The sequence below is a fragment of the Streptomyces caeni genome, assembly GCF_042678285.1.
In the GTDB taxonomy this organism is placed as follows: domain Bacteria; phylum Actinomycetota; class Actinomycetes; order Streptomycetales; family Streptomycetaceae; genus Streptomyces; species Streptomyces caeni.
Genome location: NZ_JBHUDX010000090.1, coordinates 85,026 through 98,805, shown reverse-complemented (window position 1 = coordinate 98,805; position 13,780 = coordinate 85,026). Strand labels below are relative to the sequence as shown.

The following is a 13,780-nucleotide window of genomic DNA, read 5'->3' as shown; positions in this document are numbered from 1 at the left end:
GAACTCCGGGCACACCGGGCGGACCCGGCGGCTGCGGCACACCCGGGCCCCCCGCCGCCGGACCCGCCGCGCCCTCGGGTCCGTCCGGGCCGAGCTGCGAGACGAGTTGCGTGGGTACATAGCCGCCCGCCGGAGCACCCGGCGCGGACGGCGGCGGCGCCGCACCCGGACGCGCCCCGGGCACACCGGGCACACCGGGCACACCGGGGGCACCGGGGGCACCCGGCGGATGCGGCACGCCACCGGCCTGCCCGCCCCGCGGAGGCGCTGCCTTGCTGGTCGCGGCGTCGGCGATGTCCCCGGCGTTCGGGGCGAGCCGCTGCCCGGGCACCGGAGAACCGGCCGGGGGCTGCGCCGGGCCGGGCGCGCCCGGAGCCTGCGGCGCACCCGGCACGGGTGTACCGGGACCGCCCACGGAACCCTGCGGATAGCCGTACGAGGGGGCGCCCGGATGCGCAGCACCCGGGACGCCCGGCGCCTGCGGCCCACCCGGGGCGGCGGCCACGCCCGGCACACCGCCCGGCGGCGTCCCCGGGGCACCCGGCGCACCCTGCCCGTCCGGCAGCGGAGCCACCGTGGTGCGCGGCAACTGGCTGCCGCCCTCCATCAGCGCGGTCTTCGCGTCCGGTGCCGAAGCGGGCGGCGGCGTGCCGTCGCCCGCCTCGGCACCGCTCAGCGGCGGCGCGAACACCGTCGCCGGCAGCGGCACCGAACGGTCCTCGCCCGCCTCGGCGTTGGTGTCGGTCCCCGCCCAGGGCGTCGCCCCCTCGGGCGCGCCCGGCAGCGCGTCCCGCGCCTCCTCGCCGCCCCCGGCGGCCGGCCACGGCGTACCCGCCGCCGATCCCGCGCCGCCCGCCGGACGCGAACCGGCACCGTCCGACGCCCCGGAGACCGCCCCCGAAGAGGCCCCGGAAGAGGCCCCGGCCTCCCGCCGGCGATCCGGAACGCCCATCCTGTCCGCCGCGTCCTGGAGCCACTCCGGCGGACTCAGCAGAAACGACGTCTGGTTCAGATCGACCCGGGCCGGAGCCGCCGGCGCGGGCTGCGCCGGCGCGTCCTTCACCCCGTACTCCTCCTCGTACCGGCGGATCACCTCGCCCACCGGCAGCCCGGGCCACAGCGTCGCCTCACCGCTGTCGCGGGCGATGACGAGCCGCTGCGCGCCCCCGTCGGACCTCGGACCCTCCGCCCGGTCCTCCGCCCACACCACGAACCCGAGCTCGAACTCCCGCACCCGCACCTCACGATGCTGGTACGACGGCACATCACCGTTGATCCACTCTTCCGCGCGCTCCTGCGCCTGCGCGAACGTCACCATCGCCCGACCTCACTCCCCCGCCGACGGCACGGGCACCGCACGCGCGAACCCGCCGTCCACCATCAGGTTCGCCACCGTCTCCAACTCCGGCGGATTGCCCGCGAGCCGGGACAGGAACCGGTCGAAGTCCTCACCGCACGGCAGGAGAAGCCGTGCCACACGGTCCGCCGGCGCCCATGACGCATCCACGTCCCGCACGTCGTCGTACGCGCAGAACCACACCGAACCGGTCCGCTCGCCCTTCACCTTCACGGCCAGCAGACCGCCCTGCACGAAACCGACCCCCAGGTAATCCTTCGTCAGGTGGTCACGCAGGCACTTGTTCACATACACGAGATCGTTGACCGCCGCCTCGTCGCGCACCGTGAAGAACGGCTGGTCGACCAGCAGCCCCAGCTCGGCGTCGAGCGCCGCGCCCACCGGCGCACAACCGCCTGCCGCCTTCAGGAACGAGCGGTAGGCACCCGGCAACCGGTACCCCAGCTCCTCCTCGACGCCCAGCACCTGCTGCTCGGTCACCGCCACCGACGAGCGCGGCAGCCCGAAATGGGCCGGCCGCGTCTCCTGCAACGGGCGCGTACCCCGCTTGTTCTGATCGACGTTCGCCGTCGCGATCCCGCCGTGATGCCGCAACAGCGCCTTCACCTCGACCGGAATCAGCTCCAGACGGCGCGTCCCCCGGACGTGGTGCCACGTCCAGCCGTGCGGGGTCGCCACCGGGGGGATCGTCTCCCACAGATCGTGCCCCGACGCCGCCAGCGCCGCGTTCGCCGACACGTAGTCCGTCAGCCGCAACTCGTCCACGCCGAAACCCTCCGGCGGCTCGGCGATCTCCGCCGCCGCACGGGCGTACGGCGAGAAGTCCGGGTAGCCGTACTGGTCCACCCTTACCCCTCTCGGGTGACGGGCGGCCCGGACCGGATCCGGAAAGTGCACGACCTGCCCCGCGTAGGCCGCGTTCGGCGGCGCGGCGTGTCCACCGGCCTGGCGGCCGGGAGGTGCCCCCAGCCCGAGCCGACCTGTCGTCATGGCGGTTGCCCCCTGCGGCGTTCTGTCTGGCCTGTACGGCGATGAATCGCGGATGCCGGACAGCCTATGCGGTACGACGACACCGGTCACCGGGCCTCCGGTCCCGTGGCCGTTCATCCGGCCGTCACCTCCGTGACCAGCCGTCACCCTGCCGTGACCGTCTGCCGACGCCCTGGCGTGTCACGACGCCCCAGCTTCCCCAGCAGCCACGGCATTTGGCACTCTGGGTGCCACCCGGGGGATGCAAGGGAGGGGAAGACGATCATGAACGCGACACAAACAGACACGTCCGGAGACCCGCGCGTCGGCTGGAGCACCGCCGAGGCGACCGCCGCCCCCACCCTGCGCCACCGCCGCGACGGCATACTCCCCACCGTCGCCGCCGCCCTCTCCGTCCGCGGCGCCACCCTCACCGGCACCGCCGCCCGCGGCGACCAGCCGCCCGCCCTGCACCCCCTCGTGCAGGACTTCCTCGACACCCTCACCAGCGGCCAACGCGACCGCTACACGGGACGCTGCGCCGAGGTGATCCTCATCTCCCGCCACATCGCGGCCGCCGACGCCGCCCGCAGCAAGCGCGCCGCCCGCAAGCCGATGACCAACGGCGAGGCCCGCAAGGCACTCAAGCAGGCCAAGCTCACCGCCCGCCGCATCCGCGAGGACGGCGACCCGCTGCACGGCAGCTTCGCCGCACCCTGCCGTGCCTGCACCGCACTCAGCGACCACTTCGGCGTACGCATCGTCGACCCCACGGCGCAGCGCTGACCCCTCCCCAACCCCGTACCACCGCACCACGGCGCCCGCGCGCCGGTCCCGGCACTCGACGAACGAAGGGCAGATGCACGCCGACCGCTCCTCCAGCACCCGCTTCTCCGTGCCCGTGGACGCCGCACTGCGCACCGCGGGCTGGCGACCGGGCCGCTGGGACATAAAGCAGGCGGAGGTCTGGGCCGACACCCTGCGCGGCCACACCTCCCCCGCGGGCCACCGGCACACGGTGTTCCCCGCGGCCGTCGAGGCATGGGCCGAGTTCGGCGGCCTGCGCGTCACCGCACAGGGGCCCGGCCGGCAACTCGCCCCCGCCATGCTCCGCCTCGACCCGCTGCACGGCCTCCACATGGCCCGCACCCTCGGCGACCTCGGCCGCGCCCTCGGCACCGACATCTGCCCCCTCGGCGAGGAATCCGACAGCCGCGCCCTGCTCGCCATCGACGCCGAAGGCCGCGTCTACGTCCTCGACCACACCGGCGACTGGTACCTGGGCCCGGACATCGACCACGGCCTGACCACCCTGATCACCGGGATCGAACCGGTACGGCTGACCACGGGCTGACCACCGAAGCGGGCCGCGCCCCCGAAGCCACGCGCCCCCGAAGCCACGCGGCCCCAGTCACGCGGCCCCGGCCGGAATCACCGCCGACACCCGGAACCCGCCCGCGTCCGTCGGGCCCGACACGAACACCCCGCCCAGCGCGCCGACCCGCTCCTTCATCCCCACCAGGCCGTTGCCCCCGCTGGGCAGCCGCGCCGCCCGCGCCGAACCCGGCTCGGGCGGCGGCTCGTTCTCCACCTGCATCGCGATCTCCGCGCTGCGGTGCGCCAGCCGCACATGCGTCTTCGCCCCCGCCGCGTGCTTGTGCACATTGGTCAGCGCCTCCTGCACCACGCGGTACGCCGTCTGTTCCACCTCCGGCGCATACGAGCGCGCCTCGCCCTCCACGGACAGGTGCACGACCATCCCGGCCGCCGCCGACTGCCCGACCAGTTCCTCCAGCTCGGCCAGACACGGACCGTCGGCGGGATCCTCCACGGCGCGGGACGCGGCCGCCGCCGCGGCCGCGGCCGCCCCGACGGCGGCCAGGGGCACATCGGCCCGGGCGGGCCGCTCCGCGGGTCCCTCCACGGGCCCCTCCGCGAGCCCCTCCACGGGCCGCTCCGCGAGCCCCTCCCCGCTCCGCAGCACGCCGAGCATCTGACGCAGCTCGGTCAGCGCCTGCCGCCCCATGTCCCCCACCAGGGCGGCGTTCTTCACGGCCTTCTCCGGATCCTTCCGCGCCACGGCCTGGAGAGCCGCGGCATGCACGACCATCAGACTCACCCGATGCGCCACGACGTCGTGCATCTCCCGCGCGATCCGCGTCCGCTCCTCGTTCCGCGCCCACTCGGCCCGCTCCTCCGCCCGCTCGGCGAGCAGCATCAGCTCCCGCTCCAGCGAGTCGGCCCGCTCCCGCAGGCTCTCCATCAGCCGCCGCCGGGCGCCGATGTACAGCCCGAGCAGCACGGGAGGAGCGGTCATACCGAGCGCGGTCGTCACGGACAGGAAGGGGATGAACCCGCCCGCGATCGCCAGATCGCCCCGGACCACCCCCTGATGGGCCCGTACGTACGTCACGATGAACATCCCGACGAACGACATGCCCGCCAGCGCGCCGATGATCCGCCGGGGCAGCTCCGAGGCGGCGAGGGTGTACAACCCGACCACGCCCATCAGAAAGCCCATCTGGGCGGGCGTGATGGCGATGCTCACCAGGACGACGGCGACCGGCCACCTGCGCCGCAGCAGCAGCGTGACACCGGCGAACAGTCCGAACACCATCCCGACGGGGACCGGCAGCCCGGCGTCCCGCGAGAACTGGATCCCCTCAAGCGCGCACTCCAGGGCGGACACCGCCGCGAGCGAGACGTCGAGCAGCGCGCCGCGCCACCGCCCCCACCACAAAGGCCCGGTCCCGGCCTCGGTGTGGACTTCCCCCGTCGTGGTCATGGCTCCAGACTACGGGCGTAGCGCGGGCGATTTCCGCCGAGTTCCGACGGCCGGGTCACACCACATTCCGTAATCGAACAGAAGCGAAACCGCGCACTGCGGGCACGCCCGTACCGTCGCACCGAAGGCTCTCGGTACGGCATAGTGGACTCCGCGCACGAACCTGATCAACCGAATCGGGCGGAGCGCACACACCGTCCCGGATCGTCTAAGGGCAGGACAAACGGTTTTGGTCCGTTGAATGAGGGTTCGAATCCTTCTCCGGGAGCCCGCAGCGGGTCCTGACAGCACCGTCAGGGCCCGCTCTCATGTCCTCGGGGAAACGCCCCGGTATCCTGCGGATGTCCACCCCACCCCGAAAAGCCGAAGGGCATCCCGTGAGCGCCAATCGCCCGGCAGCCGTCGTCGTTCTCGCAGCGGGTGAGGGCACCCGTATGAGGTCGGCCACACCCAAGGTCCTGCACGAGATCTGCGGCCGTTCCCTCGTCGGGCATGTACTCGCCTCCGCGCGCGAGTTGGAGCCCGAGAACCTGGTCGTCGTCGTGGGCCACGCGCGGGAGCAGGTCGGCGCCCATCTGGCCGGCATCGACCCCGGGGCCCGCACCGCCGTCCAGGCGGAGCAGAACGGCACCGGGCACGCCGTCCGGATGGCGCTGGAGGAGTTGGGCGGGTCCGTCGACGGGACCGTGGTCGTCGTGTGCGGGGACACACCGCTGCTGACCAGTGAGACCCTGCGCAGGCTGGCCGCCGCGCACGACGGAGACGGCAACGCCGTCACCGTGCTCACCGCCGAGGTTCCGGACGCCACCGGCTACGGCCGGATCGTCCGGGACGACGCCGGTGCCGTGACGGCCATCGTGGAGCACAAGGACGCCACCGAGGCGCAGCGCGTCATCCGTGAGATCAACTCAGGTGTGTTCGCCTTCGACGGGCAGTTGCTGGCCGACGCCTTGAAGAAGGTGCGGACGGACAACAGCCAGGGCGAGGAGTACCTCACCGATGTGCTCGGGATCCTGCGCGAGGCGGGGCACCGGGTGGGGGCGTCGGTCGCGGCGGACCACCGGGAGATCGCCGGCATCAACAACCGGGTGCAGCTCGCCCAGGCCCGCCGGATCCTGAACGACCGGCTGCTGACGGCCGCGATGCTGGCGGGTGTCACGGTCGTCGATCCGGCGACCACCTGGGTGGATGTTTCGGTCACGTTCGAGCAGGACGCGGTGGTGCACCCGGGCACCCAGCTGCTGGGTGCCACGCATGTCGCCGAGGGCGCCGAGGTCGGCCCCAACTCGCGGCTGAAGGACACCGAGGTGGGCGCGGGCGCCCGGGTGGACAACACGGTGTCCGACGGCGCCGTGGTGGGACCGGGGGCGTCGGTGGGCCCCTACGCCTATCTGCGTCCCGGTACGCGTCTGGGCCCGAAGTCGAAGGTCGGTACGTACGTGGAGACGAAGAACGCCTCCATCGGCCAGGGCACGAAGGTGCCGCACCTGTCGTACGTGGGTGACGCGACGATCGGCGAGTACACCAACATCGGCGCGGCGAGCGTCTTCGTGAACTACGACGGACAGGACAAACACCACACCACGGTCGGCTCTCACTGCCGTACCGGTGCGGACAACATGTTTGTGGCTCCCGTCACGGTCGGGGACGGCGCCTACACCGCCGCGGGTTCGGTGATCACGAAGGATGTGCCGACCGGCTCGCTGGCCGTGGCCCGTGGTCAGCAGCGGAATATCGAGGGTTGGGTGACCCGCAAGCGTCCTGGGAGCGCGGCCGCGAAGGCGGCGGAGGCGGCTTCCCGGGAGCCGGACGACGAAGCCTGACCGGAAACAGGTGCGTCCGGCACGGCGTACCGTGATAAGTGCACACCCGCACCCCCACCAGCCGAGACGGCCGCCCGTGTCCGGCTGCGAACACCTCTGAGGAGACAGTGCTGTGACCGGGATCAAGACGACCGGCCAGAAGAAGTTGATGTTCTTCTCCGGCCGCGCCCACCCCGAGCTTGCCGAGGAGGTCGCCCACGAGCTGGGTGTCGGGGTCGTGCCCACCAAGGCCTTCGACTTCGCCAACGGCGAGATCTATGTGCGGTACCAGGAGTCGGCGCGCGGTGCCGACTGCTTCCTGATCCAGAGCCACACGGCTCCGATCAACAAGTGGATCATGGAGCAGCTGATCATGATCGACGCGCTGAAGCGCGCGTCGGCGCGTTCGATCACCGTGATCGTGCCGTTCTACGGTTACGCGCGGCAGGACAAGAAGCACCGTGGGCGTGAACCGATTTCGGCGCGTCTGATCGCGGATCTGATGAAGACGGCGGGTGCGGACCGCATCCTCACGGTGGATCTGCACACGGACCAGATCCAGGGCTTCTTCGACGGCCCGGTGGACCACCTGTTCGCGCTGCCGCTGCTGGCGGACTACGTGGGCCGGAAGGTCGACCGCGACAAGCTGACGGTCGTGTCGCCGGACGCGGGCCGTGTGCGGGTGGCGGACCGCTGGTGCGACCGGCTGGGCGCGCCGCTGGCGATCGTGCACAAGCGCCGCGACAAGGACGTCGCCAACCAGGTGACGGTCCACGAGGTCGTGGGCGAGGTCGAGGGCCGCGTGTGCGTCCTGGTCGACGACATGATCGACACGGGGGGCACGATCTGTGCGGCCGCCGACGCGTTGTTCGCGCACGGTGCGGAGGACGTGATCGTGACGGCCACGCACGGTGTGCTCTCGGGTCCGGCGGCCGACCGGCTGAAGAACTCGAAGGTGAGCGAGTTCGTCTTCACCGACACGCTGCCCACTCCGGGTGAGCTGGAGCTGGACAAGATCACGGTGCTGTCGATCGCGCCGACGATCGCGAGCGCGGTGCGCGAGGTGTTCGAGGACGGCTCGGTGACGAGCCTGTTCGACGAGCAGTGAGCGTGCCGGGCCGGCGGCCCCACTGAAGATCGTTTTTGGTGCGGCCTCCCTGCCCGAGTAGACTGCCGAAGTTGCTCGGCGAGGGAGGCCGTACCGGTTCCGGTGCGGCGGTCCGTAATCGACGCGCTCTTCGTAGCAGGCCGTTCGTGGCCGGGTGACCCGTCCGTCCACCGGTTCCTACGAGGAGTGAACAACATGTCCGAGGTGAAGCTCGCCGCCGAGACGCGTACCGAGTTCGGCAAGGGCGCCGCGCGCCGTATCCGCCGTGCCAGCAAGGTCCCGGGTGTGCTGTACGGCCACGGTTCCGACCCGCTGCACCTGACCCTGCCGGGCCACGACCTGCTGCTGGCGCTGCGCACGCCGAACGTGCTGATCTCGCTCGACATCGACGGCGAGACCCGTGCGCTGGCGATCCCGAAGGCCGTGCAGCGTGACCCCCTGAAGGGCTTCCTGGAGCACGTCGACCTGCTCCTGGTGAAGCGCGGCGAGAAGGTCAACGTCGAGGTCCCGGTGCACACCGAGGGCGAGCTGGCCCCGGGTGGCAACCTGCTGGAGCACGTCCTGGCCGCGCTGCCGGTCGAGGCCGAGGCCACGCACATCCCCGAGGCCGTGACCGTGTCCATCGAGGGTCTGGCGGCCGGTGCCTCGGTCCACGCCAAGGACATCACGCTGCCGTCAGGCGTGTCGCTGGCCGTCGACGAGGACGCGGTGATCCTGCAGGTCCTGGCCGCGCAGGCCGAGGAGGCCGTGGAGGGCGAGGAAGAGGGCGAAGGGACCGCCGGGGCCTGATCCTCACCGTCGTCGTTTCGTCAGCCGCTGCTCCCCCCTCATCAGGGGGCAGCGGCTGGCGCGTATCAAGGAGACATGGACGTGACCACGCCCTCAAGCGCCCCGTGGCTGATCGTGGGGCTCGGCAATCCCGGGCCCGAGTACGCCGTGAACCGGCACAACGTCGGCTTCATGGTGGTGGATCTGCTGGCCGAGCGGATCGGGGGGAGGTTCAAGCGGGCGGGCAAGGCGCAGGCGCAGGTGCTGGAGGGCCGTATCGGTCCGCCGGGTCCGGCCGGCCGCCGGGTGATCCTGGCGAAGCCGATGTCGTACATGAACCTGTCCGGCGGTCCGGTCAACGCGCTGCGCGACTTCTACAAGGTGCCGGTGGCACAGGTCGTGGCCGTGCACGACGAACTCGACATCGACTACGGCACGCTCCGGCTGAAGCTCGGCGGCGGGGACAACGGGCACAACGGCCTGAAGTCGATCACGAAGGTGCTGGGGGCGGACTATCACCGGGTGCGGTTCGGGATCGGGCGTCCGCCGGGGCGTATGCCGGTCGCGGATTTCGTGCTGAAGGACTTCTCGTCGGCGGAGCGCAAGGAGCTGGACTACTTCGTGGACCGTGCGGCGGACGCGGTGGAGTGCCTGGTGACCGAGGGTCTGGAGCGGGCGCAAAGCTCGTACAACTCCTGACTTGTCCCCCACCGGAGTTGACCGGGCGCCGGGCCATGGCCAAGGATCGCCGGCATGCCTTCTGCCGTCTCCTCCTCTCAGGGTGCGGTCGCGGCGCTGCGGCTCGGGCGGCTCGCGGCGATGGGAACGGTCGCCGCGCTGATCCTGATCGCCGGGGTGTGGGGTTCCTGGGGCACGGCGCAGCACGTGATGCTGACCAAGGGCCGTGAGCAGGGCACGATCGCGGTGACGCGGTGCGGGGTTGACACCTGCAGCGGCCCGTTCACTCCCTTGTCGGCCGGGGCGAGGGCGCGCGGGAACGTGGTGATCGAGAAGACGGCCGCGGTGAAGAAGGGGCAGACCTACACCGTGATCGTGAAGCCGGGCACGGACGACGTGGTGCGCTCGGGTCCGGCCGGGGTCCTGTACGCGTGGGTTCCGCTGGGCGGGGCGCTGTTGCTGGCCTCGGTCGTGGTGGCGGGCGGGCTGCGGCTGACGCGCGCGGCGTGGGTGCTGGCGGGCGCCGGGGTGGCGCTGCTGACGGCGGCGTTCGCGACGATGTGATCCGCGGCACCCGTGAGCGGCGGGGACGTTGTGAGTTCGTGATTGACCTGTGGGCTCGCGGGGCTGGAGGATGAGCCGCCCCCTCCACATCTTCTGTTCATATCGTGAAGATGGACTGCTCATGCGAACCCTCATCCGCGTCGGCGCTGTGTCCGCCGGCCTCTCGACGGCACTCCTGCTCGCCCCCGTCGCTCACGCCACCCCGCAGGGTGACAACGGCACGGTGAAGATCCACGACGCTCGAACCGGCGAGGAACTGCGCCGCAACGAGCCCCACGTCTGCTCGTTCTACCTCGACGCCTTCGGTTTCGACGGCGTCCAGCAGGTCGACTGGCACATCGACGTCTGGGCCCCGGCCGCCGGCGCCAAGGGCGAGACGGTGAAGTCCGGTGACATCACCCTGGACGCGAAGGGCCATGGCCGCACGGAGGACATGACGCTGCCCGACGGGCACTACAAGCTGTTCTGGAACTTCGACGGCGAGAAGGGCGCCGCCAAGCACAAGGTGTTCTGGACCTACTGCGAGGGCTCCCAGGGCGGCGGTACGACGCCGTCCGCCACCGCTTCGCCCTCGGCGTCGTCCTCACCGTCGTCCTCACCGTCGTCCTCACCGTCGGACACCGCCGGGACGACCGCCTCCCCGAGTGCGACCGCCGGTGAGGGCGGGACGGGCCCGTCGGCAGGCGCGTCCCCGTCCGCGCAGGGCGGCGGCAATCTCGCCGAGACGGGCAGCGGCGCCCCGGTGGGCCTGCTGTCGGGTGCGGCGCTCGCGATGGTCGCAGCGGGCGGTTATCTGATGCTGCGCCGTCGCAGCGCCTCTCGGGGCTGACATCCGAGGAACGGCAGTGCCCCCGGGTTCGTGGAGCCCGGGGGCACCGGCGCTTGTGGGCCCGTCAGCCGGTGTTGCGCAGGCCCGCCGCCACGCCGTTGACGGTCAGCAGCAGGGCGCGGGACAGCAGCGGGTCGGGCTCGGTGCCCGCCGCGGCGGCGTCGCGCTGACGCTTGAGCAGGGCGACCTGGAGGTAGGAGATCGGGTCGAGGTAGGCGTCGCGGATGGCGAAGGTCTGCTTGAGGGCCGGGGTGGCGTCGAGCAGTTCGTCCTCGCCGGTGACGTGCAGGACCTCCCGGACCGTCAGGTCGTGTTCGGCCTCGATGGTGGCGAACACGTGCTTGAGGCCGTCGGGTACGAGGGTGTCGACGTAGTGGCGGGCGATCCGCAGGTCCGTCTTGGCGAGGGTCATCTCCACGTTGGAGATGAAGTTGCGGAAGAAGTGCCACTGTTCGTGCATCTCGGCGAGCACGGTGTCGAGGCCGGCCTCGCGCAGCGCCTTGAGCCCGGATCCGACGCCGAACCAGCCCGGGACGATCTGCCGGGACTGGGTCCAGCCGAACACCCAGGGGATGGCGCGCAGACCGTCCAGGCCCGCGCCGGAGTCGGGCCGGCGTGAGGGGCGCGAGCCGAGGTGGAGGTCGGCGAGCTGGTCGACCGGCGTGGAGGCGAAGAAGTAGGCGGGCAGGTCGGGGTCCTCGACCAGCCTGCGATAGGCGGCGTGGGCGGCGTCGGAGACGACGTCCATGGCCGCGTCCCAGCGGGCGAGCGCCTCGACCGACTGGCGGGGCGCGGTGTGCAGGGCGGACGCCTGGAGCGTGGCGGCGACCGTCAGCTCCAGGTTCTCCCGTGCCAGGGAGGGGATGAGGTACTTGTCGGAGATGACCTCGCCCTGCTCGGTGACCTTGATCTCGCCCTCGAGGGTGCCCCAGGGCTGGGCGAGGATCGCGTCCTGGCTGGGGCCGCCGCCGCGGCCGACGGTGCCGCCCCGGCCGTGGAAGAGGCGCAGGCGGACGCCGTAGCGGTGGGCGACGTCGCGCAGACGGCGCTGCGCGCGGTGGATCTCCCACTGGGAGGTGGTGATGCCGCCGAACTTGGAGGAGTCGCTGTAGCCGAGCATGACCTCCTGGACGTCGCCGCGCAGGGCGACCAGGCGGCGGTAGGAGGGGTCGGCGAGCATGTTCTCCAGGAGGGCGTCGGCGGCCTTGAGCTCGTCGGTGGTCTCCAGGAGCGGGACGATGCCGATCTTCGCCCAGCCGGCGTGCAGGTCGACCAGGCCGGCCTCGCGGGCGAGGACGGCGGCGGCGAACACGTCGTCGGCGCCCTGGCACATCGAGATGATGTACGACTCGATGACCTCGGGCCCGAACACCTGCAGGGCCCGCTTGACGGTCTCGAACACGCCGAGGGTCTTGGTGCCGGCCGCGTCCAGCGGGGCGGGGGTGGGGGCCAGGGGCCGCCGGGACCGCAGCTCCTTGGCGAGCAGCTTGTGCCGGTACTCGCGGGGCATGTCCTCGTAGCGCCAGGACTCCTCGCCGAGCCGGTCGAAGAGCTGGCCGAGGGCGTGGTGGTGCGCGTCGGCGTGCTCGCGCACGTCCATGGTGGCGAGCTGGAGGCCGAAGGCGGCGAGGGTGCGGATGGTGCGGGCGAGGCGGCCGTCGGCGAACAGGCCGCCGCGGTGCGCGCGCAGCGAGGTCTGGATGAGTCTGAGGTCCTGCAGCAGTTCGGAGGTGCCCAGGTAGTCGCGTCCCGGCTCGTGCGGGATTCCCTTGGCCAGGCGCTGCTTGGTGTTGAGGAGCTTCTGGCGGATGCAGGTGGCCTTGAGTCGGTAGGGCTCCTCGACGTTGAGGCGCTTGTATCGGGGGCTGATCTCGGGCAGCAGCTCCAGGTCGGTGCGCAGGGAGGTCAGCAGGTCCTCGGTGGCGCCCGAGTAGCGGATCGAGTTGGACAGCAGGCCGCGCAGCTCGTCGATCATCTCCAGGGCGTCGTTGATGCCGTGCTCGTGCTGGAGGATCAGGACGTCCCAGGTGACCTGTGGGGTCACGTTGGGGTTGCCGTCGCGGTCGCCGCCGATCCAGGTGCCGAAGGTGAGGGGGCGGGTGTCGTCGGGGAGCGTGACGCCGACGCGCTCCAGTTCCGCGGTGAGGTCCTCCAGGACGTCGCCGACCGCGCCGGCGTGCAGCTCGTCCAGGTAGTAGATCGCGTTGCGTGCCTCGTCCGTGGGCTCTGGGCGCACCACGCGCAGCTCATCGGTCTGCCAGACGAGGTCGATGTTCTCGGCCAGGCGGGTGTCGTGGCGGCGCCGGTCGGATTCGAGGACGGGGGTCTCCAGGAGCGCGGCGACGCGCCGGAGCTTGTTGAGCACGGACCTGCGTGCGGCCTCGGTGGGGTGTGCCGTGAACACAGGGCGCACATTGAGGTGCCGGACGGTCTCCCGCAGGTGCTCGGGGTCGGCGTCCTTGAGCCGGTCGGCCGTGCGGGCGAGGATGCCTCCCTCGGCGGCGCGCCGGGCGCGCTTCTCACGGCCGCGGTGCACCTGCTCGGTGACGTTCGCCAGGTGGAAGTAGGTGGAGAAGGCGCGCACCAGCTTGGCCGCAGTCATGAGGTCGGTGCCGCGCAGCAGCTCCGCGGCGGCCTCCCCGTCCTCACGGGTCAGCCGGCGGACCCGCTCCACCAGCTCCAGGAGCTCGGGACCCTCCTGCCGGACGAGGGTCTCGCCGAGCAGATCACCGAGGCGGCGGATGTCGGCGCGCAGCTCACTGCTGGTCGTCGTGGTCTGGTCGTCGGCACTGCTCACAGGTGCGGCTCCTTGCAGTGTTGAAGCTCATCTGGGAGGGAACCCGGACGGGTGCCGTGCGCGGCGGGTGCCGCATACGGACCGGGCATCCGGGAAGAAATCAGAGCGGACCGCGCTGTCCGA

The 13,780-nt window shown here is 71.9% G+C and carries 11 protein-coding genes, 1 tRNA gene and 1 pseudogene; 9 read left to right on the top strand and 4 right to left on the bottom strand.

Translation table 11 applies throughout. The features are described from left to right. A pseudogene (locus tag ACFSL4_RS30125) lies at nucleotides 1-1,318 on the bottom strand (SUKH-4 family immunity protein); the annotation flags it as partial. Between the two features lie 9 nt (nucleotides 1,319-1,327). Then, complete coding sequence (locus ACFSL4_RS30120; protein ID WP_381089793.1) at nucleotides 1,328-2,347, bottom strand: SMI1/KNR4 family protein; 1,020 nt, start codon at nucleotides 2,345-2,347, stop codon at nucleotides 1,328-1,330. Nucleotides 2,348-2,611: 264 nt separating this feature from the next. Between ACFSL4_RS30120 and ACFSL4_RS30115 the strand changes: the two genes are divergently transcribed. Together ACFSL4_RS30115 and ACFSL4_RS30110 are read left to right on the top strand one after the other, a co-directional pair. Beyond that, nucleotides 2,612-3,112: a YwqJ-related putative deaminase gene (locus ACFSL4_RS30115; RefSeq protein ID WP_381089790.1), complete on the top strand. Its 501-nt coding sequence runs from the start codon at nucleotides 2,612-2,614 to the stop codon at nucleotides 3,110-3,112. A gap of 73 nt (nucleotides 3,113-3,185) precedes the next feature. Continuing rightward, a complete protein-coding gene (locus ACFSL4_RS30110) occupies nucleotides 3,186-3,680 on the top strand; it encodes an SUKH-3 domain-containing protein (protein ID WP_381089788.1) in 495 nt (164 codons plus the stop codon). 57 nt (nucleotides 3,681-3,737) lie between these two features. Here ACFSL4_RS30110 and ACFSL4_RS30105 read toward each other — a convergent pair whose 3' ends face one another. After that, complete coding sequence (locus ACFSL4_RS30105) at nucleotides 3,738-5,111, bottom strand: sensor histidine kinase (RefSeq protein WP_381089785.1); 1,374 nt, start codon at nucleotides 5,109-5,111, stop codon at nucleotides 3,738-3,740. A gap of 197 nt (nucleotides 5,112-5,308) precedes the next feature. On the opposite strand from ACFSL4_RS30105, the gene ACFSL4_RS30100 reads away from it, so the two are divergent. From ACFSL4_RS30100 to ACFSL4_RS30070, 7 genes are all read left to right on the top strand, one after another. Further along, a tRNA-Gln gene (locus tag ACFSL4_RS30100) sits at nucleotides 5,309-5,379 on the top strand. A 109-nt stretch (nucleotides 5,380-5,488) separates the two neighbouring features. Continuing rightward, nucleotides 5,489-6,934, top strand: coding sequence for a bifunctional UDP-N-acetylglucosamine diphosphorylase/glucosamine-1-phosphate N-acetyltransferase GlmU (gene glmU, locus ACFSL4_RS30095; protein ID WP_381089782.1), 1,446 nt, complete (start codon nucleotides 5,489-5,491; stop codon nucleotides 6,932-6,934). Between the two features lie 112 nt (nucleotides 6,935-7,046). Next, entirely contained in the window at nucleotides 7,047-8,021 is a 975-nt protein-coding gene (locus ACFSL4_RS30090) for a ribose-phosphate diphosphokinase (protein ID WP_381089779.1), read from the top strand. A gap of 195 nt (nucleotides 8,022-8,216) precedes the next feature. Beyond that, entirely contained in the window at nucleotides 8,217-8,810 is a 594-nt protein-coding gene (locus tag ACFSL4_RS30085; RefSeq protein WP_381089776.1) for a 50S ribosomal protein L25/general stress protein Ctc, read from the top strand. A gap of 75 nt (nucleotides 8,811-8,885) precedes the next feature. Beyond that, nucleotides 8,886-9,488 (top strand): aminoacyl-tRNA hydrolase, encoded by a 603-nt coding sequence (pth, locus tag ACFSL4_RS30080; protein ID WP_381089773.1) that lies wholly within the window; start codon nucleotides 8,886-8,888, stop codon nucleotides 9,486-9,488. Between the two features lie 54 nt (nucleotides 9,489-9,542). Further along, complete coding sequence (locus ACFSL4_RS30075) at nucleotides 9,543-10,031, top strand: hypothetical protein (RefSeq protein WP_381089770.1); 489 nt, start codon at nucleotides 9,543-9,545, stop codon at nucleotides 10,029-10,031. A 121-nt stretch (nucleotides 10,032-10,152) separates the two neighbouring features. After that, entirely contained in the window at nucleotides 10,153-10,860 is a 708-nt protein-coding gene (locus ACFSL4_RS30070) for an LPXTG cell wall anchor domain-containing protein (RefSeq protein WP_381089768.1), read from the top strand. A 64-nt stretch (nucleotides 10,861-10,924) separates the two neighbouring features. Here the strand turns inward: ACFSL4_RS30070 and ppc are convergent, their stop codons facing one another. After that, nucleotides 10,925-13,657, bottom strand: a complete 2,733-nt coding sequence (gene ppc / locus ACFSL4_RS30065; RefSeq protein WP_381089765.1) for a phosphoenolpyruvate carboxylase — start codon at nucleotides 13,655-13,657, stop codon at nucleotides 10,925-10,927. Nucleotides 13,658-13,780 lie beyond the last annotated feature (123 nt).

What these genes read in the sequence shown, in the direction of transcription:
- ACFSL4_RS30070 (WP_381089768.1), top strand. Translation starts at nt 10,153, where the DNA reads ATGCGAACCCTCATCCGCGTCGGCGCTGTGTCCGCCGGCCTCTCGACG.
- ACFSL4_RS30120 (WP_381089793.1), bottom strand. Translation starts at nt 2,347, where the DNA reads ATGACGACAGGTCGGCTCGGGCTGGGGGCACCTCCCGGCCGCCAGGCC.
- ACFSL4_RS30105 (WP_381089785.1), bottom strand. Translation starts at nt 5,111, where the DNA reads ATGACCACGACGGGGGAAGTCCACACCGAGGCCGGGACCGGGCCTTTG.
- pth (WP_381089773.1), top strand. Translation starts at nt 8,886, where the DNA reads ATGGACGTGACCACGCCCTCAAGCGCCCCGTGGCTGATCGTGGGGCTC.
- ACFSL4_RS30075 (WP_381089770.1), top strand. Translation starts at nt 9,543, where the DNA reads ATGCCTTCTGCCGTCTCCTCCTCTCAGGGTGCGGTCGCGGCGCTGCGG.
- ACFSL4_RS30115 (WP_381089790.1), top strand. Translation starts at nt 2,612, where the DNA reads ATGAACGCGACACAAACAGACACGTCCGGAGACCCGCGCGTCGGCTGG.
- ACFSL4_RS30110 (WP_381089788.1), top strand. Translation starts at nt 3,186, where the DNA reads ATGCACGCCGACCGCTCCTCCAGCACCCGCTTCTCCGTGCCCGTGGAC.
- ACFSL4_RS30085 (WP_381089776.1), top strand. Translation starts at nt 8,217, where the DNA reads ATGTCCGAGGTGAAGCTCGCCGCCGAGACGCGTACCGAGTTCGGCAAG.